18 protein-coding genes are annotated in these 20,131 nt (G+C 63.5%); 11 read left to right on the plus strand and 7 right to left on the minus strand.

What is annotated here, in order from left to right:
* Positions 1-189 precede the first annotated feature (189 nt).
* Complete coding sequence (gene glgA / locus JQ558_RS15255; RefSeq protein ID WP_212276989.1) at positions 190-1,617, plus strand: glycogen synthase GlgA; 1,428 nt, start codon at positions 190-192, stop codon at positions 1,615-1,617.
* Between the two features lie 266 nt (positions 1,618-1,883).
* Positions 1,884-2,162, plus strand: a complete 279-nt coding sequence (locus tag JQ558_RS15260) for a hypothetical protein (RefSeq protein ID WP_212276987.1) — start codon at positions 1,884-1,886, stop codon at positions 2,160-2,162.
* A gap of 120 nt (positions 2,163-2,282) precedes the next feature.
* Here JQ558_RS15260 and JQ558_RS15265 read toward each other — a convergent pair whose 3' ends face one another.
* The 3 genes from JQ558_RS15265 to JQ558_RS15275 all read right to left on the minus strand — a co-directional run bounded on the left by JQ558_RS15265 (position 2,283) and on the right by JQ558_RS15275 (position 6,619).
* Positions 2,283-4,229: an alkyl/aryl-sulfatase gene (locus JQ558_RS15265; protein ID WP_212294094.1), complete on the minus strand. Its 1,947-nt coding sequence runs from the start codon at positions 4,227-4,229 to the stop codon at positions 2,283-2,285.
* Positions 4,230-4,273: 44 nt separating this feature from the next.
* Complete coding sequence (locus JQ558_RS15270) at positions 4,274-6,094, minus strand: NAD(P)/FAD-dependent oxidoreductase (RefSeq protein ID WP_212294095.1); 1,821 nt, start codon at positions 6,092-6,094, stop codon at positions 4,274-4,276.
* A gap of 96 nt (positions 6,095-6,190) precedes the next feature.
* Positions 6,191-6,619 (minus strand): DUF1772 domain-containing protein, encoded by a 429-nt coding sequence (locus JQ558_RS15275; RefSeq protein WP_212294200.1) that lies wholly within the window; start codon positions 6,617-6,619, stop codon positions 6,191-6,193.
* Between the two features lie 53 nt (positions 6,620-6,672).
* On the opposite strand from JQ558_RS15275, the gene JQ558_RS15280 reads away from it, so the two are divergent.
* Positions 6,673-7,155: a MarR family winged helix-turn-helix transcriptional regulator gene (locus JQ558_RS15280; protein ID WP_212294096.1), complete on the plus strand. Its 483-nt coding sequence runs from the start codon at positions 6,673-6,675 to the stop codon at positions 7,153-7,155.
* A 143-nt stretch (positions 7,156-7,298) separates the two neighbouring features.
* On the opposite strand, the gene JQ558_RS15285 is transcribed toward JQ558_RS15280, so the two are convergent.
* A complete protein-coding gene (locus tag JQ558_RS15285; RefSeq protein WP_212294097.1) occupies positions 7,299-8,303 on the minus strand; it encodes an ABC transporter substrate-binding protein in 1,005 nt (334 codons plus the stop codon).
* A 123-nt stretch (positions 8,304-8,426) separates the two neighbouring features.
* Here JQ558_RS15285 and JQ558_RS15290 point away from each other — a divergent pair, with 123 nt between their 5' ends.
* From JQ558_RS15290 to JQ558_RS15315, 6 genes are all read left to right on the plus strand, one after another.
* On the plus strand, positions 8,427-9,074 hold the full coding sequence (locus JQ558_RS15290; RefSeq protein WP_212208474.1) for a TetR/AcrR family transcriptional regulator: 648 nt from the start codon (positions 8,427-8,429) through the stop codon (positions 9,072-9,074).
* A 233-nt stretch (positions 9,075-9,307) separates the two neighbouring features.
* A complete protein-coding gene (locus JQ558_RS15295; RefSeq protein ID WP_212208475.1) occupies positions 9,308-10,078 on the plus strand; it encodes an ABC transporter permease in 771 nt (256 codons plus the stop codon).
* 15 nt (positions 10,079-10,093) lie between these two features.
* Positions 10,094-11,131, plus strand: a complete 1,038-nt coding sequence (locus JQ558_RS15300) for an NAD(P)-dependent oxidoreductase (RefSeq protein WP_212294098.1) — start codon at positions 10,094-10,096, stop codon at positions 11,129-11,131.
* On the plus strand, positions 11,118-11,942 hold the full coding sequence (locus tag JQ558_RS15305; RefSeq protein WP_212294099.1) for a GNAT family N-acetyltransferase: 825 nt from the start codon (positions 11,118-11,120) through the stop codon (positions 11,940-11,942). The genes JQ558_RS15300 and JQ558_RS15305 overlap by 14 nt, the downstream gene beginning before the upstream one ends.
* Positions 11,943-11,950: 8 nt before the next feature.
* Positions 11,951-13,006 carry a dihydrodipicolinate synthase family protein gene (locus tag JQ558_RS15310; protein ID WP_212294100.1) on the plus strand — a complete coding sequence of 352 codons (1,056 nt, stop codon included), beginning with the start codon at positions 11,951-11,953 and terminating at the stop codon, positions 13,004-13,006.
* A complete protein-coding gene (locus tag JQ558_RS15315; RefSeq protein ID WP_212294101.1) occupies positions 12,994-13,782 on the plus strand; it encodes an ABC transporter ATP-binding protein in 789 nt (262 codons plus the stop codon). Before JQ558_RS15310 ends, JQ558_RS15315 begins: the two co-directional genes overlap by 13 nt.
* A 96-nt stretch (positions 13,783-13,878) precedes the next feature.
* Here the strand turns inward: JQ558_RS15315 and JQ558_RS15320 are convergent, their stop codons facing one another.
* From JQ558_RS15320 to JQ558_RS15330, 3 genes are read right to left on the minus strand one after another with little or no spacing between them, the layout of a single operon-like run.
* Positions 13,879-14,982 (minus strand): ABC transporter ATP-binding protein, encoded by a 1,104-nt coding sequence (locus tag JQ558_RS15320; protein WP_212294102.1) that lies wholly within the window; start codon positions 14,980-14,982, stop codon positions 13,879-13,881.
* Positions 14,983-15,010: 28 nt separating this feature from the next.
* Positions 15,011-16,042, minus strand: a complete 1,032-nt coding sequence (locus JQ558_RS15325; protein WP_249119283.1) for an ABC transporter substrate-binding protein — start codon at positions 16,040-16,042, stop codon at positions 15,011-15,013.
* A gap of 22 nt (positions 16,043-16,064) precedes the next feature.
* Positions 16,065-17,801 carry an iron ABC transporter permease gene (locus JQ558_RS15330; protein ID WP_212294103.1) on the minus strand — a complete coding sequence of 579 codons (1,737 nt, stop codon included), beginning with the start codon at positions 17,799-17,801 and terminating at the stop codon, positions 16,065-16,067.
* Positions 17,802-18,069: 268 nt separating this feature from the next.
* Here JQ558_RS15330 and JQ558_RS15335 point away from each other — a divergent pair, with 268 nt between their 5' ends.
* Both JQ558_RS15335 and JQ558_RS15340 read left to right on the plus strand, forming a co-directional pair.
* Positions 18,070-19,464 carry an MFS transporter gene (locus JQ558_RS15335; RefSeq protein WP_212208481.1) on the plus strand — a complete coding sequence of 465 codons (1,395 nt, stop codon included), beginning with the start codon at positions 18,070-18,072 and terminating at the stop codon, positions 19,462-19,464.
* A 206-nt stretch (positions 19,465-19,670) separates the two neighbouring features.
* Entirely contained in the window at positions 19,671-20,123 is a 453-nt protein-coding gene (locus tag JQ558_RS15340) for a (2Fe-2S)-binding protein (protein WP_212275531.1), read from the plus strand.
* Positions 20,124-20,131 lie beyond the last annotated feature (8 nt).

The raw sequence follows: 20,131 nt of genomic DNA on the forward strand, positions 1-20,131 counted from the left end.
CGATGCTCCCTCGGCCTTGCGGCTTCTCGTTCGCCTTTTGGTTTTCCTGGCGCGGCATGACCCTAGATTGCGCGGTCACGGCATGGAAGCGTTTCTCCAGGAACCACCGGCTACCTGGCGCATTGCCGTAGATCAAAATTGGACCCTTTCTTGCATCAGTCATAGTTCAGGTTGGTACGAGGGCGTTCCTTGAAGGTCTTATTCGTAACCACGGAAATGGATGACTTCGTCCGGGTGGGCGGTCTTGCCGCCGTTTCCGCCGCCCTGCCCCGGGCGCTGCGCCCGTGGAGCGACGTCCGGATCATGTTGCCCGGCTACCGGGACATCCTCGAACAGTTCACCCACATTGAAATCGTTGGGCAATGCGCGCCTTTGGCCGAGATGCCGGCCTGCTCGCTCGGCCGGGCGTCGACACGGGACGGCCTGCCGGTTTATGTATTGTTGTGCCCACAACTCTACGACCGGCCGGGTAACCCCTACGGCGACGAATCCGGGCGCGACTGGCCGGATAATGACATCCGTTTCGCGCGATTTGCATCTGCCGCGGCCGAACTCGCCGCAGGCAGTCTGGACAGGAATTGGGCAGCGGACCTGGTCCACGCCAATGACTGGCAGGCCGCTCTCACACCGGCCTACCTCGCCTGGAAAGGCGTCCAGGTCCCCTCGATCCTGACCATTCACAACCTGGCCTATCAGGGGCTGTTCCCGCGGGAGTCGCTGCGGCGGATCGGCGCGCCCGAAGCCTCCTTCCACATCGACGGTCTCGAGTTCTACGATCAGATGTCGTTCTTGAAGGGCGGCATCGTTTACGCCTCGCATCTGACCACGGTCAGCGCGACCTACGCAAAAGAGATCACGACGCGCGAGCTTGGCTGCGGGCTCGAGGGCCTGCTGCGGCAACGCTCGGACGCCTCGGAATTGACCGGCATCCTGAACGGCATCGACGAAAGCTGGGATCCGCGCGCCTGCGCGCAACTGGCGCGGCAGTTCGGCGCCGGCGATTGGCAAGGCAAGCAAGCCAACGCCGACTATGTCCGCAAGCAGTTTGGTCTTGCGGTATCGCGCGGTCCGATTTTCGGTCTGGTCGCCCGCCTCGTGCATCAAAAGGGCATCGACCTCGTTCTGTCCGCCGCCGACGCGATCGTCGAGGCCGGCGGACAAATCGTCGTCACCGGCAGCGGCGAGCCGTATATCGAGCAGGCGCTGGTCGATGCGCATCGCCGCAGGCCGGACGCGATCGGCGTCGTCATCGGTTTCAACGATGGACAGGCGCGACGAATTTTCGCCGGCAGCGATTTCACGCTGATGCCTTCGCGGTTCGAACCGTGCGGACTGAGCCAGATGTATGCCCAGCGGTTCGGATCGCTGCCGATCGGTCACCAGACCGGCGGGCTGGCGGAGACCATCAGGGACGGCGAGACCGGCTTCCTGTTCTCGCAGCCTTCGGCGGAGTCCTTCCTCGGCGGCGTGCGCCGCGCATTCGATGCCTTCATGGCGAAAGACCGCCTCGACCTGATGCGCCGCAGCGCCATGGCGCGGTCCTTTAGCTGGGATCTTTCGGCCTCGCTCTATAACGCGCTGTATCGCAAGACGGTGGGCTCGCACGCTAGCGCCTGAGCGCGATTGCCGGCAGCGCTGTTGACCACACGGCGCGTGATCAGCCCCGACGCCCGATAGTCGGCCCCGGAAGCACCTTCCCGCCGCATACCCTGCACCCGGCCGCGCCGCTTCCCGGAGGGGGCCGGCGACACCGTCGCAGCAGGTCCTCACATGGTTCAAAGCACTTTTTTAGGTGGCGCGCTCGAACCGCTTTCCATCCGGCATCGTCGAACTCATGTGCGAACCATTCCGGTTTCGCCGAACCGAGAAATGGAGAGTTTTAGATGTCGATGAAGTCGAAATTATCTTTGGCCGCTCTCGCCGGCCTCGTCGCAATCAGCGCCCTGGCAACCACCAGCGCCAGCGCTTTTTCGCTCCGGGTTTGTGACGAAACATCGCCGAAGCTGGGTTGTGGGAGTACCTCGTTCTACCAGGAGGAGGGACGCTCCAAGCGACAACCAACTCCCCCGCGTCACCATGCCTTCGGTAGCCGCGAAGATGCCATGCTCAATGCAGGCGGCGGTGGCGGCGGTGGTGGTGGTGGTGGCGGCGGTGGCCGATAACCTCTACTGACCTCGCAGATTGAGTAAGTCGCCGCCGGGGTGACCCGGCGGCGCGTCGATTCCCGAAGCCGGGGCGAACGCCGCCTCGACCGATACTTACACGCGGCGCCGGCGGGCCTCTCAGGTCACCGCCGCGCGTTTCGGTTCGACGATCTCGAACATGCGCGGAAATTCATCCATCAGCATCATCAGTTCACCAAGCCGCATCGGATTGCCGGTAACCTTGATGGCTCCGCTGCCGACCGCTTCCGGAAACGTCGTCAGCTTGGCGATGACTCCGTCGAGCACGCTGCGCGCCAACGTGAACGTCGCATCGGCGCCCGCCGCCTGTGCGCCCGCCACGTAAGTCAGCGCGCTGTTCTCCAGATTGAGCACGAAGTTTTCGTTGGTGTCCGTAAAATGCCAGTTCAGCACGATGCGCTTGCCTTCGGCCTTGGGGCCGTTGAGGCGCACGCCGAGCACGTCCCATAGCTGCTCGGTGCGCAGCGCGGCCAGCGTTTCGCGCGGCATCGCCGCGCGTGCCGGCACCTTCGGCATGCCTAGCCGCAATTCCTGCGCGCCGAACAAATAGGCGTTGCGCCAGGTCGAGCTTTCCGAGGCATAGCCAAGTTGCTCGAACGTATCGGCCAGCATCGCGCGCGCGGCCTGATTGTCGGGATCGGCGAACACCAGATGGCTGACGGCCTGCGCCACGAAGCGGAACTCGCCGTTGGCGAAATCTTTTCGGGCGCGATCGAGGATCGCCTCCGCGCCGCCCATATACTCGACATATTTCCTGCCGGATTCGACCGGCGGCAGCGGATCGAGATTGACGGGATTGGCGTCGTACCAGCCGAGATATTTCTGGTAGATCGCCTTCACATTGTGCCTGATATGGCCGTAATAACCGCGCCCGTGCCAAGCGCCGTCGAGGCTCGCCGGCAATTTGATCGTCTCGGCGATTTCGGCCGCGGTGAGGCCATGGTTCATCAGGCGAATGGTCTGGTCATGTGCGAATTTATAGAGATCGCGCTGCTGGCGGATCATGGTGTCGATCCGCTCATGGCCCCACACCGGCCAATGGTGCTGGCCGCACATTGCATCGGCCTTGCCGCCCCACATTTGCAGCGCCTCGCCGAGATATTTCGACCAGGCCAGCGCGTCGCGGACGTCGGCGCCGCGAAACGGCAGCAGATTGTGGAAATTATGCGTACAGTTCTCCGCGAGATTCAACAGCTTGTAGCGCGGGATGAAGAAATGCATCTCGGCCGGCGCTTCCGAGTTCGGCGCCATCTGGAATTCGAACTCGAGCCCGTCGATGGTGCGCCTGTCGCCGGTTGCGATGATGAGGTCGGTCGGGCGCAGCAGCGCAACCGATCCCGCCGCCATCGACTTGCCGAGACCGCAATCGACCTGCCCGTGCACGCCCTTGGCCAGCAGCGGCCCGAACTGATATTGCGCCCGCCGCAGCATCGCGGGCCCGGCGATGATGTTTTCGGAGACCGCGTGCTCCATGAAGAAATTCGGCGCTAATATCGGCACCCGGCCGCTCGCAAGCGTCTCGTCGTCCAGCACGCCGCGCGCACCGCCCCAATGATCGGTATGGGTGTGGGTGAAGATCACGGCTGCGACCGGGCGCTTGCCCCGGTGCTGGAAGTACAATTCCATCGCGGCGCGGGCGCCCTCGATCGAGGTCAGCGTGTCCACCACGATCACACCGCTGTCGCCCTCGATCAGCGTCATGTTGGCGATATCGAGCCCGCGCACCTGATAGACGCCTGATACCACCTCGAACAGGCCGTGATGCATGTTGAGGCGCGACTGCCGCCACAGGCTCGGATCCACGGTCGCGGGCGCTTCCTCGGCCGAAAGGAATCCATAGGGCTCGAGGCTCCAGACCACCCTGCCCTGCGGCGACGTCACCTTCGCGTTTTCGATCGTGCCGAGGAAGCCCCGCGCCGCGTCGTCGAAATCGCGCGTGTCCGAAAACGGCAGCGCCTTGAGCGTCGCCGCGTGCTGCGCAATGACCGGCGCGGAAGCCTGCTTGGGAGTTTCGTTCGGTGCTTCCGCACTTGTTGTTTGGGTCATACTGGTTCACTCCCTCGCGTCGTAAAAAGAATCCGGGAACTGCTTCATCGGAACTCCAACCCTTCGAAATCACCGCTGCTGCGCCACGTGTCGATATATTTGAAATAGGCCAGCGGGCCTGCGGGATGGCCGACATTCAGCTTGGCCGCCGGACCGGGTTCGCGCCCCTCATTGTTGTAATAGCCGGGGGTGCAGTCCGGTGCGCCGATCATCCGCCCGGCGCCGGTCAACAGCAGCTCGACCCATTTGTCCTCGGCTTCCCTGGTAACTTCGATCTGCCTGAAGCCGTTCTGCTGCGCGTGTGTGACCATGACCGCGATGGTCTTTGCGGCTTCGGTCAGGTTGTGCGGCACGTTGGAGATCAGGTTGGCGCCCTGCGTCGGCTGCACGAAGAAGGCGTTCGGAAAACCGTGGACGTGGATCCCGTGCTTGGATCGCATCCCCTCGGCCCAATGCTCCGACAGCTTGACGTCGCCCCGGCCCGCCATGTCGAAGCCGGACCGCCGCTTGTATTCGGTCCCGACCTCGAAGCCCGAGGCGTAAATAATGCAGTCGAGCTGGTATTCCCTGCCCGCGACGACCACGCCTTTCTCAGTAATCTTCTCGACGCCCTTGCCGTCGGTATCGACCAGGTGCGTGCCCGGCGTGTTGAACGCTTGCAGATAGGAATCGTGGAAGCATGGCCGCTTGCAGAGCTGGCGGTACCAGGCCTTGAGCTTTGCCGCGGTCTCGCGGTCATCAACGATGGTGTCGATCCGCGATCGGATCTCCTCCATCTTTTCGAAGTCGGAATCCTCAAACGCCGCCAGCATGTTTTTGGGGATGCGCTGCTCGCGCGGCAGCTGCATGATCTTCGCCCGGATCCGCCGCGACAGATCGGTCCAGCCGTCCTGAACCAGATCTTCCTCGGCATTGCCGCCGGCCTGGTTCGCCGTAAAGTTCTCGAGCCAGCGCTGCTGCCATCCGGGCGTGGCGATCCCCGAGAACCACTCCGGGTCGATCGGCACGTTGGCGCGGACGTCGACGGAGGACGGCGTGCGCTGGAAAACGTAGAGTTCCCTGGCCGCGCGCGCGAGATGCGGCACGCACTGCACGGAGGTGGCGCCGGTTCCGATGATGCCGACGCGCTTGTCGGCGAGCTTGTCCATGGGCGCGCCCGAGGGATCGCCGCCGGTGTAATCGTAATCCCAGCGGCTGGTGTGGAACGAATGCCCCTTGAAGGCCTCGATGCCCGCAATGCCCGGGAGTTTCGGCACGTGCAGCGGGCCCGTGCCCATGCCGACGAACTGCGCCGTGAAGGCATCACCCCGGTTGGTGGTGACGATCCAGCGCGAATGCGCTTCATCCCATGTCAGATCGGTGACCTCTGTATGGAACAACGCGTTGTCGTAGAGGCCGTATTGCTTTCCGATGCGCCGGCAATGCGCGAGAATTTCCGGCGCGTGCGCGTATTTCTCCGACGGCATGTGCCCGGTTTCTTCGAGCAGGGGCATATAAACCATCGAGGCCGTATCGCATTGCGCGCCGGGATAGCGGTTCCAGTACCAGGTGCCGCCGAAATCGCCGCCCTTCTCGATGATGCGAACGTCTTTAACTCCGGCTTCCGTCAGCCGCGCGGCGGTGGCAAGGCCCGCAAAGCCGCCGCCGATGAAGGCGAAGGTGACGTGGTCGGTCCTGGGATCGCGCGGGGTGACGGGCGTATAGGGATCGTCCAGATAATGCGCGAGCTGTCCCTTGACCTCGATGTACTGGTCGTTGCCGTCGGCGCGGAGCCGCTTGTTGCGCTCCTCCATATACTTCGCCCGCAGTTGCTCCTTGTCGAAAGCGCGGCTGCGCTGGTTTTGCGGTTCGTCCGTGACCGTCATCCGAAATTGCCTCTGATCTGCTGCCGATATACCCCGTAGCCGACACGCAGTAAGCGTCCGCACGGCGAAAAGATCAACCAGGCGATCACCAAGCCGTCAGTGCTGCGCCCAGAGATAGGCTGCAGTCGCCGCGAAGCCGAGCGCGGTTCTCACGGCATGCAGCCCTCCCCAACGCACGATCAGGCGGCGCGATTCCGGGCCGGCATCGGCGGCGGCGATGGCATTCAGCCTGCGGTTGGTCGGCATGATGCCGAACAACGTGTAGGGCCAGTTGGCCAGTATGAGAATGGCGCCGACGGTCCAGCGCCAATCGCCGGTCTGCCACGCCGCGGTCAATCCCAAAATTCCCGATATCACCGCGCAGCTCGCCTGCATCGCAAAGCCGCGCGCATAGCTGGGTTTCCATTGCGTCAGCAGACTCCTGTCATCGAGCAGCAGACGCGCTGGCTGTTCGGCGAAATTGATGAAGAAGGCCGCGCCGGCGAAGGCGGCGGCGACGACGGTGGCCAGTTGTCCGATCAGCATCATGACGCACCCCCATATTGACAATATATTGTCATTTCGTATACTCATTGCCAATGAGAAGCAAGCCACATACGCCAGCCGGACAGGCCCTGACCGGGCTGATCCTTGCCATATTCCGGCTCAACGGCCGGCTGCTGCTGGCCGGCGACCGGTTGGTCGCCGGCCTCGAGCTCACCAGCGCGCGCTGGCAGGTGCTGGGCGCCATTGCGCTGGCGGAGCGGCCGCAGCCTGTGGCGTGGCTGGCGCGCAACATGGGACTCAACCGTCAGGGCGTTCAGCGCATCATCAACGAAATGCGGGATGAGGGCCTGCTCGAGCTGCAGCCCAACCCGCATCACCGCCGCGCGCATCTGGTCGTGCTGACCAAGCGGGGAAAGGAAGCGTTTGAGGCCGCGACAAAACTTCAGGTGCCGTGGGTGAACGCGCTCGCCGACGGCGTCCGCCTGAAGGATCTTGCGACCACGCAGAAGGTGGTTGCGGAGTTGTGCGAGCGGCTGGAGTCAGGGCTGAATGATGACGCTAGTGAGCGCGGTTGAATTCTCGGCCGCGATTTCCGTCATGCCCGGGCTTGTCCCGGGCAGCCACGTCTTTCTTTCCAGTATCGACGCAACCAAGACGTGGATGGTCGGGTCAAGCCCGGCCATGACGAGGAGAGACATCGCCCCCGAACGACGCCTTTCTATTTCTTCACCTTGCTCGCATCCATCTTGATGCTCGTGTCGAGCATCTTAGTCGAAAACGCGGTGCCGACCTCGAACGGCTTTTCCATGCCGAGATAAGTCTGCACCAGTTCATAGTCCTTCTTCATCCGCTCGGCGTCGATCCAGCCCAGCGCCTTGGTGGTGGTGAAATCGTCCGTCATCAGGAACTTGATGCGCTCCCACTGGCGCTCCTGGTTCTCCTTGTCGAGCCCCGACGCGGCATCGAGCAGCGCCTTCAGGCAGGGCGCGACGTCGGCGACGCAGGCGGCGAACGCCTTCTGGCTGACCTTGACGAAGGCGTCGGCGATCTTTGGATTCTTTTCCAGGTAGGCGCCGTTGACGATCAGCGAGTTGCCGTACGGGTTGAGCCCGATATCCTTCCAATTGACGTAGCCGAGGTCGGCACCGAACTCGATCACCTTGAGATCGTGTTCGTTGTAAAAATCGCTGATGATATCGACCGTATGGCTCTTCAGCGCCGCGATCTTGGCGGTCGGCCCGACATTGACGAAACTGACCGCGTCGGGCGCGATGCCGGCGGCCTTGGCGAACGCCGGCCACATCACCCGCGAAGCGTCGCCGGGTGGATTGCCGATCTTGTGGCCCGGAAAGTCCTTGGCGCTGTTCACGCCATAGCTCTTCAGCCAATAGAACGTCTGCCCGGTGTTGGCGTAGATGCTCATCAGAGCCACGACGTCGGCGCCCTTGCTCTTCGCCACCAGCATGGTCGCGAGATCGGCGATGCCGAACGACGAACCGCCGGAGCCGACCTTCAGCGACGAGACGCCGGAACCCTTGCCGGTCTCGATTATGAGATCGATGCCGGCTTTCTCGTACCAGCCCTGCGCCTTGGCGTAATAGAACGGCGAATGATCCGCGGTCGGCGCCCAGTTCAGGATCAGGTTGACGGCCTCGCCGGCATGAGAGGGAGCCGCCTGGACCGCAAGCGCAAGCGCCAGTGACGCAATCCTCAAACCCTTCATGGCATCTCTCCTGGTTTGCAAACCGGTCATCGATGTCGATCGCAAGGCCGGCCTTGTCGTTGCACGCCCGTGACGCTACCAATGCAACAAGGACGAGACGAATTGTCAACTGTTTGGTTGGAAATGCCTATAAGACGAGCTGATAGCACCAGGCCAAAGCGGCGCGATCCGGCCGCGACGCGGGAGAAGCTTTTGACGGCGGCACGCCGTGAATTTGCCGATAGTGGCCTCGCCGGTGCCCGGGTCGACGAGATCGCGGCGCGCGCCGGCGTCAACAAGCAGCTGGTCTATCATTACTTCGGCGACAAGGACGCGCTGTATCTGGCGGTGCTGGAGTGGGTCTATGAGGAAATCCGCGCCCAGGAACGCAAGCTCAACCTCGAAGGCCTGCCGCCGCAGCAGGCCATCAAGCGGCTGATCGAGGCCTCCTTCGACCACCTCGCCGCCCATCCCGATTTCATCGTGCTGCTCAACGACGAAAACCGCGGCGGCGCCCGCCATGTGCGTGGCTCCCGCAAGCTCGAGGCAATGCATTCGCCGCTGGTCAGCATGGTCTCGGCCATCCTGAGCGAAGGTGTCCGCGCCGGCGTGTTCCGCAAGGGAATCAATCCGGTGCATCTCTACATCTCGATCGCCGGGCTGAGCTATTTCTACTTTTCGAACACGCCCACTTTGTCGGCAATCTTCGGCAAGGACCTGTCGAGCCCGACGGCGAGGCGCGCCCGCCGGAAGCACGTGGTCGATTTGGTGATGCAGTCGCTGCGGCCGTGATGGTCTGTCGTCCCGGCCTTGAGCCGGGACCCATACGCCGCGGCGGTTATTTTACGAACGGTATCTAACGTTCGCGCCCTCACCGATAGGCCGCGGAGTATGGGTCCCGGGTCAAGCCCGGGACGACGGCGGGGAGCTTCCCTAATCAACCAACTGGTTGAAACCTGGGACGCCCCGCGATAGACTGCCACCGCGCGCCCGGGAACCGGACGCGCCTCAACAAGGAGTATGCGGTGTCTGGCGATGCAGGGCGATCGGCGAGGACGGTGGCGATCATCCTGATCGCGCATCTTGCCGTGATCGTGCTCTGGCAGGTGCTGGTCGACGCCTTCCAGGTGCCGAAATTCATCCTGCCCTCGCCGCTGGCCGCGCTCTCGACCCTGACGTCGGCCAAGTACGCCTGGCTCTCGAACCTCTGGGTGACGGGCGCCGAAATCCTCGGCGGCTTCTGCCTCGGCGCGCTGGTCGGCGTCATGCTGGCGGTCATGTTCACCTGGTCGCCGCTGATCAGCCTGCTGCTGCTGCCGCTGTTCGTCACGCTGAACATGATTCCGAAAGTGGCGCTGGGACCGCTGTTCATCGTCTGGTTCTCCTACGGCATCTTTCCGAACATCCTGATCGCGTTCTCGATCTGCTTCTTCCCGATCCTGCTGACGACCGCGCGGGGGCTGAGCGAGGTCGAGCCTGATCTGCTGGACCTGGTGAAATCGCTGCGCGGCTCGCGCTGGACGCTGTTCCGGAAGATCCAGCTGCCGGGCGCGCTGCCTTACGTATTCTCAGGCATGAAGGTCGGCGCCATTCTGGCGGTCGCGGGCGCCATCGTCGGCGAGTTCATCGCCTCCGAGCGCGGGCTCGGCTATCTCATGATCCAGGTGCAGGCCTCGCTCGATACGCCGGCGATGGTGATGGCCGTCATTCTTCTGACCCTGCTCGGCGTGGCGTTGTACGGCCTGGTGCTCGGCCTCGAGCGGCTGTTCGTGGTCCGTGACGTCAGGCTGCAATAATACAAGGGAACAGGCATGCTGCTGACACGCGACCAATTGCCGGAGACGATCCCGGATATCGCCGCCCTCGATGAACTGCTGTGCCTGCCGAGCCAGGCGCTGATCGACGACCTGCGCAAGGTCGATGGCGACATCATGATCCTGGGCGTTGCCGGCAAGATGGGGCCGACGCTGGCGGGGCTTGCCAAGGCCGCCGCACCTGACCGCCGGGTTATCGGCGTCGCACGCTTCAGCGAGCCTGACGTCAAGGACTGGCTGCAGGCCCGTGGCGTCGAGACCATCAATTGCGACCTGCTCGACGAAGCCGCGATCAAGGCGCTGCCGAAAATTCAAAACATCATCTTCATGGCTGGCCGCAAGTTCGGCGCCGAGGGCGATCTGTCGCTGACCTGGGCGATGAATTCGCACGTCCCGGCACTGGTGGCTCAGGCCTTTGCCGGTTCGCGGATCGTGGCGTTCTCGACCGGCTGCGTCTATCCCTTCGTGCCCGTGAACGGCAAGGGCGCCGACGAGGACCTTGCACCCAATCCGCCCGGCGAATACGCGCAATCCTGCGTCGGGCGCGAGCGCATGTTCGAGTATTTCTCGCGCAAGCATTCCACGCCGGGCCGGCTGTTCCGGCTGAACTACGCGATCGACATGCGCTACGGCGTGCTGCACGACATCGCGAGCAAGGTCTTGCAGGGCAAGCCGATCGACGTCAGCCTCGGCCATGTCAATTTCATCTGGCAGGGCGATGCGTCCTCGCAGGCGCTGCGCTGCCTCGCGCATTGCGACACGCCGACCTCGCCGATCAATGTCAGCGGCCACGAAATTCTCGCGGTGCGCGATCTCGCCGCCAGATTCGGCCAACGGTTTGGAATTGCGCCTGTCATCATCGGCAAGGAAGAGCCGACGGCGTGGCTGACCAATACGTCGCAAGCCGTAAGCTTGTTCGGCCTGCCTGTTGTCGATACCGATCAGTTGATCCGCTGGACCGCCGACTGGGTGTCGCGGTCGATGCCGAGCCTCGGCAAGCCCACCAAATATGAGGTGCGCGATGGCCGGTACTGAGCACATCGAGCTCGTCGAACTCGGCGTCGGCGATGCGCCGGCTGGATTGCTGTTGTCGACGGAGGCGCACTGGGACCAGAACGAGGCCGACTGGCGATTTTTCCTGAGCAAGGGAGCCATGCTCGGGGTGCGTGACGGCAAGCAACTGGTCGCGACCGCGGCGCTATTGCCCTACTCCGCCGGCAACGCCTGGATCAGCATGGTGCTGGTGACACCGAGTTGGCGCCGCCGCGGTGTCGCGACCCGGCTGGTCGACGCCTGCCTCAAGATAGCGACAAAGCGCGGCCTCACCACCTGGCTCGACGCGACGCCCGATGGAGCCAACGTCTATGGCCCGCTCGGCTTCACACCGACGCTGCAATTGCGGCGGCTGCGGCTGGAAGCCCCGAGAGGCGTGAGCGCCGCGCAATCGCTATCGAATTGCAGCGTCGCCGACTTCATCGCGCGCGATGTCAGCGCCATGGGGTTTGACCGCGGCGCTTTGCTGACCGAGTTCGGCGGCCGCGCCGGCTCCCGCATGGTATCATCAGGCAACGCCGTTGCGCTGGTCCGGGACGGCCGCGCTGCCCGCCATGTCGGCCCTGTCTTTGCCGACGCCGGCAAAAGCGCGCTGACGCTGGTCGATGCCATCGTACGGTCAGAGCAAGGCCCGTGGCTGCTTGACGCCGTGCATTCGCAGGAAGATTTCCTGCGCGGCCTCACCCACAACGGCTGGACCATCGAGCGGCCGTTCCAGCGCATGCGGTTCGGCCGCGCCACCATGCTGGCCGGGGAATTGCCGTTCGCGGTCGCCGGCCCGGAATTTGGATAGGGATTTTCATGCACCACAGCGAGATCAAATCCGAAGTGCGACAACTGATCGCCGAGGGCACGGTGATCCCCGCGCATCCGCTGGCGCTCGATGCCAACCGCACGCTCGACACAAGGCACCAGCGCGCGCTGTCGCGCTACTATATCGATGCCGGCGCCGGTGGCCTTGCGGTGGGCGTGCATACCACGCAGTTCGCGATCCGCGATGTCGGACTCTACAAGCCCGTGCTGGAACTGGCGGCGCAGACCGCGGCCGGCTGGACCAAGCGGCCGCTGGCGATGGTCGCGGGCCTCGCCGGTCCGACGCAGCAGGCCGTTGCGGAAGCACAGATTGCGCGCGGCGTCGGCTACCATGCCGGCCTGCTCAGCCTTGCCGCGATGAAATCGGCCTCAGAAGGCGAGATCATCGCGCATTGCGAGGCGGTGGCGCGCGAGATTCCGCTGGTCGGATTCTACCTGCAGCCCGCGGTCGGCGGCGTCATTCTCAGCGCGAACTTCTGGCGGCGCTTTGCAGCGATCGACAACGTCATCGCGATCAAGATCGCGCCGTTCAACCGCTACCGCACCCTCGACGTGCTGCGCGGCGTCGCCGCCGCCGGTGCGCTCGACCGCGTCGCGCTCTATACCGGCAATGACGACCATATCCTGCTCGATCTGATGCTGCCGTTCGACCTGCGCGACAACGGCGTTACCACCCGCACTTACTTCAAGGGCGGCCTGCTCGGCCATTGGTCGGTGTGGACGGCGGCCGCGATCAAGCAGTTCGAGGTGTGCAAGGCGGCGCGCTACAAGGACACCGTGCCGGCGGACCTATTGGCACTTGATGCCCGAGTGACCGATTGCAACAGCGCCTTCTTCGATGTCGCCAACAATTTCCATGGCTGCATCGCCGGCTGTCACGAAATCCTGCGTCGGCAGGGACTGATGCAGGGGCTATGGTGCCTCGATCCGGCCGAGGGGCTGAGCCCTGGCCAGATGCAGGAGATCGACCGGGTCTGCCGCGAGCACGCCGATCTTTCCGACGACGCCTTCGTCGCCGGCAACTTGCAGAAATGGCTGGCATGACGGCGGAAGAGCCCTTTATCAGCCTGCGCAACGTCCGCAAGGTTTACCGGTCGAAGGGCACGGAGTTTCTGGCTGTCTCCGACGTCACCATGGACGTCAGCGAGGGCGAGCTGGTCTCGCTCGTCGGACCATCCGGCTGCGGCAAGACCACGGTGCTGAAGATTCTGGCCGGCCTGCACGAGGCCGATGGCGGCACCGTCAAGATCGGCAATGCCAAAACGCCGTTCGACCCCGCGCGCGACATCGGCATGGTGTTCCAGCAGGCGTTGCTGCTGAAGTGGCGCACTATTCTCGACAACGTGCTGCTGCCGGCCGAAATCGTCGGGCTGCCGATGAAGGCCGCCCGCGCCCGCGCCCGCGATCTGCTCAATCTCGTCGGCCTTGGCGGCTACGAGGACAAATATCCGCAGCAACTGTCCGGCGGCATGCAGCAGCGCACTGCGATCGCGCGCGCCTTCATCCACGATCCCAAACTGATCCTGATGGACGAGCCATTCGGTGCGCTGGACGCGCTGACGCGCGAACAGATGAATCTGGAAATGCTGCGGATCTGGCGCGAGAGCGGCAAGACCATCATCTTCGTCACCCACAGCATCCAGGAAGCCGTGTTCCTCGCCTCGCATTGCGCGGTGCTCACCGCGGGCCCGGCACGAATGGCGGAATACTTTGCGATTGACCTACCGTTTCCGCGCGATCTGCCGATCAAGACCACGGACGAGTTCGGCGCCTATGCAAGGCGGATTTACGGGAGTTTGGGGATGGGGCCGAGCGGGTAGAATCTATCCGCGTCATTGCGAGCGAAGCGAAGGAATCCATCCTTCGGCACGCGAGGTGATAATGGATTGCTTCGCTTCGCTCGCAATGACGGGCCGCTATTCATACGACACCGGCCCGGTGTCGCGATAGGCCCAGCAGCTTTCGCGCGGCAGCGACACCGGGGTCTCGGTGCCGACCTGGTGCCGGGCGGCGGTGCCGAGTTCGACCACCTCCAGCCGGCGGCCAAACAGTTCGATACCATAGGCGGTTTGCGTGCCCTGGTAGCGGCGATGGAGCACGCGAGCGGGAAAAGTATTGGCGCCGTTGTGCTGGCCGATCGTGATGTTCTCCGGTCGCAGCGCGATGCGCACCTTCTCGTCCGGACCCAGCGAATGCAGCAACGCCACCTCGCCGCGGCGACCGTCGCCGAAATCGACCGTGCCAAATTCGCCGTTGCGCGACACCAGCGTGCCCAGAAGTTCGTTGGTGGCGCCGGTGAAATTAGCGACGAACAGATCCGCCGGCCGGTTATAGATCGCGTCCGGCGTATCCATCTGCAGCAATTTGCCGTCGCGCATCACGCCGATGCGGTCGCCGAGCACCACGGCTTCGGCCTGGTCATGGGTGACATAGAGCGCCGTCATGCCGGTCTGCTTGAGGATGACGCGCAGATCGTCGCGCAAACGTAACCGCAGCTTGGCGTCCAGATTCGACAACGGCTCATCAAGCAGCAGCAATTGCGGCCGGTAGACGATGCTGCGCGCCAAGGCGACGCGCTGCATCTGGCCGCCGGACAGTGCGACCACCGGACGCTCGGCATATTCCGACAAGCCGACCAGCTCGAGCGCTTCATCGACCTTGCGGCGGGCGTCGGCGCGCGAGATTTTGCGATGCTTGAGCGGATAGACCACGTTCTGCCGCACCGTCATATGCGGCCACACCGCGTAGGACTGGAACACCATGCCGAGCTCGCGAAGGCGCGGCGGCACAAGAATGCCGCTGGCGGGTGCCGACACGATCCGGCCGGCAATGCTGATCTCGCCGTCGGTTGGATGCTCCAGCCCCGCCACGCATCGCAGCGTCGTGGTCTTGCCGCAGCCGGACGGTCCCAGCAGCACGACGATCTCGCCGGCCGGCACGGCGAAGCTGACGCCATCGATCGCCGGGCGGCCGACCGCAAACTGCTTGCGCAGGTCGGTTACCTCAAGAGTCGCCGTCATGAAGAAGCCCGCGTCATGCGTAGATCGCTCACTGCCGGTGACCGTAGGTCTTGTCCCATTCCGCCACCCATGGCTCGTGCAGCTTGACGTATTCGTCGAATTTCGGGAACCAGACCTTGACCACCTTGGGATCGAAACCCTCGGGGTAGACCGGCGCCACCTTGAGCGAGGTCAGATTGCCGAGCTCCTTGATCATGAAGGTTTGCCCCTCCTTCGACAGGCACCAGTTCAGGAACAGCTTTGCGGCATTGGGATTGGCGGCGGTCTTGGGAATTCCCGTGGCGTAGGGATTGACCGGGGCGCCTTCGGGCGGGAAGAAAATCTTGATCGGCGCGCCGTCCTTCTGCTTCGGATAGATCGCATTGTAGAGCAGCGGCCCCATCGCGACTTCGCCGCGCACCAGCGAGTCCGACATCGGCGCGCCCGACGGATAAAGGATCGGACGGGTCGCCGCCTGCTTGGCCCAATAGTCCTCGCCCAGCACCTGGCGCTCGAACATCACGCGGGTCCAGGTGGTGCCGCCGGACCGGGCGAACACCTGCCCGGTCTGCTTGGCGTATTCCGCCTTGGTCAGATCCATCCACGACTTCGGCGGATTCTTGACGAGTTCGGTGTTGTAGGCGATCGACCAGACCAGGGTCACGCGCGGCCACAGTTTGGGAGAAATCAGGGAATCGGGATTGTAATCCGCGGCATTCGGCGGCGCGTAGTCCTGGAAAAGGTCGGCCAAAGGCTGCATCAGCGCGCGATCGGAATGATCGACCACGTCGGCGATCAGCTTGCCGGCAGCGGCCTCGGTCTTGACGCGGGTGATGAGCTGGCCGCCCGGCGCGCGCACCATCTCGACCTTGATCTCGGGATAGCGCTTCTGGAACTCTTTGATCACCTGCTGCTCGACCTCGGCGAAATTCGCCGTGTAGAACACCAGTTTCCCCTCCTTCTTCGCCGCCGCTATCAGTTCGGGCGAACCGAACTCCTGCGCCTGCGATGGTGCGCCCCACAGGATGCCGAGACCGGCGACGCCAGCCAGCGCCATTTTGGTGAAGATCCGTCTATTCATAGCAATCCTCCCTCGAGTTTTTTTATCCGGTGCGGGCGACCCCGCTCTGCGTCGCCTCGCGCGATAGCCAGTTGGCGCCGCCGATGAGAACGCCGAGCAGTACCGTTTGGACCAGGCTGAATGCGGCGGTCTTGCCGAGATTTCCGCCCTCGTAATAGTCGAGCAGCAGCACCGACATCACCATGGTGTTGCTGGTGTAGAGAAACAGCGACGAGCCGAGTTCGCGGATCGCCAGCACGAACAACAGCGTCATCGACGCGATCACGCCGGGCCGCGCCAGCGGCAGCACGATGGTCCGTATGGTGGCGAACATCCCCCTGCCGCAGACCCAGGCGGCCTCTTCCAGCTCGCGATGGATTTGCATGAACGAGGTCGACAACGCCTTGACGGTGTCCGGCATGAAGCGCGCGATGAACGCCAGCGCCAGGATCCAGATCGTGCCGTACAGCCCGCCGGGTATGCCGATCCATGCCCATAAATAAGCGACGCCGACCACGAGGCCGGGAATCGCGACCGGCACGGTCGAGATCAGATCGATCCATCGCCGGCCCGTCAGCTGCGTGCGATGAATGGTGTAGCCGATCGCAAACGCCAGCGCGCCGCCGACCACGGCCGTGATCACGCCGACCTCGACCGCGTTGTAGATCGACCGCAGCGTCAGCGGATTGTCGAAGATGCTGTTGAAATGCACCATCGAGTATTGGCGCATGTCGAACAGGCTACTGACGTCGCGGATGAACATGAACTTGCGAAACGCCGCCACGATCAATGCGAGCAGCGGCAGCACCACCACGATCAGCAGATAGACGATACCGATGGCGAACGTGAACCAGCGCCAGCGCCCGAGATCGAGGCTGCGCGGGCGGAACGCCTTGCCGGCCACCGTCGTGTAGCTGCGGCCGCTGAGCACCCTGTTTTGCAAAAACACCAGCGCGCCGGTGACGACCATCAGGATGATCGCAACCGCTGCGGCCGTGTTGTAGAGCGGCGGCGACCAGTTGGTGAGCTTGAAGATATAAGTCGTCAATAGCGCCAGATTGGTCGACGACCCCAGCACCGCCGGAATGCCGTAGATGCCGAGCATCACGATGAACGACAGCAGCATGCCTGAGATGATCGCCGGCATAATCAGCGGGAAAGTCACCGAGAACAATGTCGCGAACGCGCTGGCGCCGGAAATCTCGGCGGCCTCCTCCAGGCTCGGGTCCATGTTACGCAGCGCCGAGGAAGTGAACATGTAGACGTAAGGCGCGTAATAGATGCCGAACACGAACACCAGGCCCCACAGCGAATAGAAATCGACGCGCCAGTCGAGACCGATCCATTTGAACATGGTGTTGATCAGGCCGGTCTTGGGCGAACCGAGGATCGCCCATGCCACGCCTGCGACCAGCGGCGGCGCAAACAGCGGCAGGATGCTGGCGGCGGCGATAAAGCCCTTGAACGGCGTATTGGTGCGAACCACGATCCAGGAGAACAGCAACCCGATCACGATCGCAATCGCGGTGCCGCCGCCGCAGGCGATCAACGTGTTGACCAGCGCCTCCCCGACATTGGGATTCGCCAGCACCACGAGAAAATTCGCGATCGAAAGATGGCGCAGGCTGATGCCCTCGACCACCGGGTTGGTGTCGGTGAGCGAACCGAGCAGCAGCATCAGGATTGGATAGATGACGAGAAAGCCGAGAATAGCCAGCAGGAGCACAACCCACAGGTTCGCCCACACGCGCCGACGCATCCCCTCACTGGCGCTACGCATGACCTCGCTGCGCCGGTTCCCCTGTCCGTCCAAAGCGCTTCCCCTTGGCCTGCGACCGTCCGTTTTCGGATCTTGCGCCCGCAATGCGCCGCGAGCCTAGTCGATCAGGCGGCGGGCGGGAAGTAGCACAAAGTCGGCGCTCAAAATGCCGCGGAAGCCGGCCTTCGCATACGCATCATGCAGCGGCGTGCCTGTGGAACACCTCGCGTCCGTAGTACACGCCCCTTAAGGCCGTTACCCGCGCCGGCTGTGGAGAACCCCGATCTCGATGTCAGAAGTTGCGACCGCCAAGCCGCCTGCCACGCCCGGTATCGACGGCTTGCCGCCGGAACTCCGGCGCTGGGCGGTCGCGGCGATCTTCACCGCGCTGGCGCTGGCCTCGCTCGATACCGCGATTGCCAACATCGCGCTGCCCGCCATCGCCGCCGACCTTCATGTCAGCCCGGCCGATGTGGTCTGGGTCGTCAATGTCTATCAGATCGCGCTGGTGGCGACGCTGCTGCCGCTCGGCGCGCTTGGCGAAATCGTCGGCCATCAGCGCATCTATATCGGCGGCCTGTTGCTGTTCACGATTGCCTCGATCGGCTGCGCGTTAGCGTGGTCGCTGCCCAGTCTCGTGGCGGCGCGTGCGCTGCAGGGGCTCGGCGCCAGCGGCATCATGGCCGTGAATGCGGCGCTGGTTCGTTATGTTTACCCGACGCACATGCTGGGCCGCGGTTTTGGTCACAACGCGCTGGTGGTCGGCACCGCCTTCACTCTTGGACCGACGATCGCATCCGGCATTCTAGCGCTTGGCCCCTGGCCCTGGCTGTTCGCGATCAACATTCCCTTCGGCCTGATCGCGGTGTGGATCGGACTAAAGACGCTGCCGCCGACGCCACGTGCGACGCACGCATTCGATTTTGCGAGCGCGGCGCTGACCACGGGCTGCCTCGGCCTGTTCATCATCGGGATCGGAAGTGCGGCACACAGCGCACCGCCGGTGCTGGTAACGGCCGAACTGGTTGGCGCCATCATCCTCGGCTGGATCATGATGCGGCGGCAGGCGGATCACCCGGCGCCGATGCTGCCGATCGATTTGTTCCGGCGGCCGATGTTTGCGCTATCGGCGGCGACGTCGGTATGTACCTTTGCGGTTCAGGGGATCGCTTTCGTCTCGCTGCCGTTCTATTTCGAAGACGTGCTGATGCGCACCCAGGTCGAGACCGGTTTCTTCATGACGCCGTGGCCGCTGGTGGTCGCGATCATGGCGCCGATCGGCGGCCGGCTGTCCGACCGCTATCCCGTCGGCATTCTCGGCGGCATCGGCCTCGCCTTGCTATGCGCGGGGATGGTGTTGCTGGCGACGCTGCCGGCGGATCCCGGCGTCGCCAACATCGTCTGGCGCATGGTGGTGTGCGGGATCGGTTTCGGTTTCTTTCAAACTCCAAATTTGCGTGCATTGATGTCGAGCGCACCGTCGCATCGCAGCGGCAGCGCCAGCAGCATCGTCGCGACCGCACGGCTCACCGGACAAACGCTGGGTGCTGCGTTCGCCGCACTCTGCTTTGCGCTCGGCGGCCACGATGGCGCGACGCTTGCACTGACACTCGGCGCCGGCTTTGCCGCGCTCGGGTGCGTAATGAGTTTCCTGCGTCTGGCGGTGGCTCCATCGCGAGATTGATTGAAGGACTGTGCCTATAAGACAGGCAAACCCTGGCCGCACCTGGCGAACGTGACGGCCATGTGGCGCCCTGCGCCCACCAAACCCCGGCTGGTCAATTTTCTTCCCGCATCGCAAACGCATTTTCTTGATTTGAACTGTTCCAAATTGCGGTCCACTGTCCGTGCCGGGTTCAATTGATGAATTGAGCTAACAGGGGAAACGCGATGGCAAACCTCACTATCAACGGAAAATCAATCAATGTGGACGTCGAGGACGATACCCCGCTGCTGTGGGCGATCCGGGAGAATGTCGGACTGACCGGCACCAAATACGGTTGCGGCATTGCACAATGCGGCGCCTGCACGATCCATATTGACGGGGTCGCGATGCGCTCCTGCGGCATCTCTGTCAGCGAAGCCGTTGGCAAGCAGATCACCACGATCGAAGGTCTGGCCACCAGCGATGGCGCACTGCACAAGGTGCAGCAGGCCTGGATCAAGAACGACGTGCCGCAATGCGGCTATTGCCAGACCGGCATGATCATGGCGGTAGCGGCCCTGCTAAAGGAAAAGCCGAAGCCGACCGACAAGGACATCGACGAGACCATCACCAATATTTGCCGCTGCGGCACCTTCCAACAGGTGCGCGAGGCAATCCACGCCGCCGCGAACGCTTGAGGGGATGT

It is taken from the genome of Bradyrhizobium sp. AUGA SZCCT0160 (assembly GCF_018130105.1).
In the GTDB taxonomy this organism is placed as follows: Bacteria; Pseudomonadota; Alphaproteobacteria; order Rhizobiales; family Xanthobacteraceae; genus Bradyrhizobium.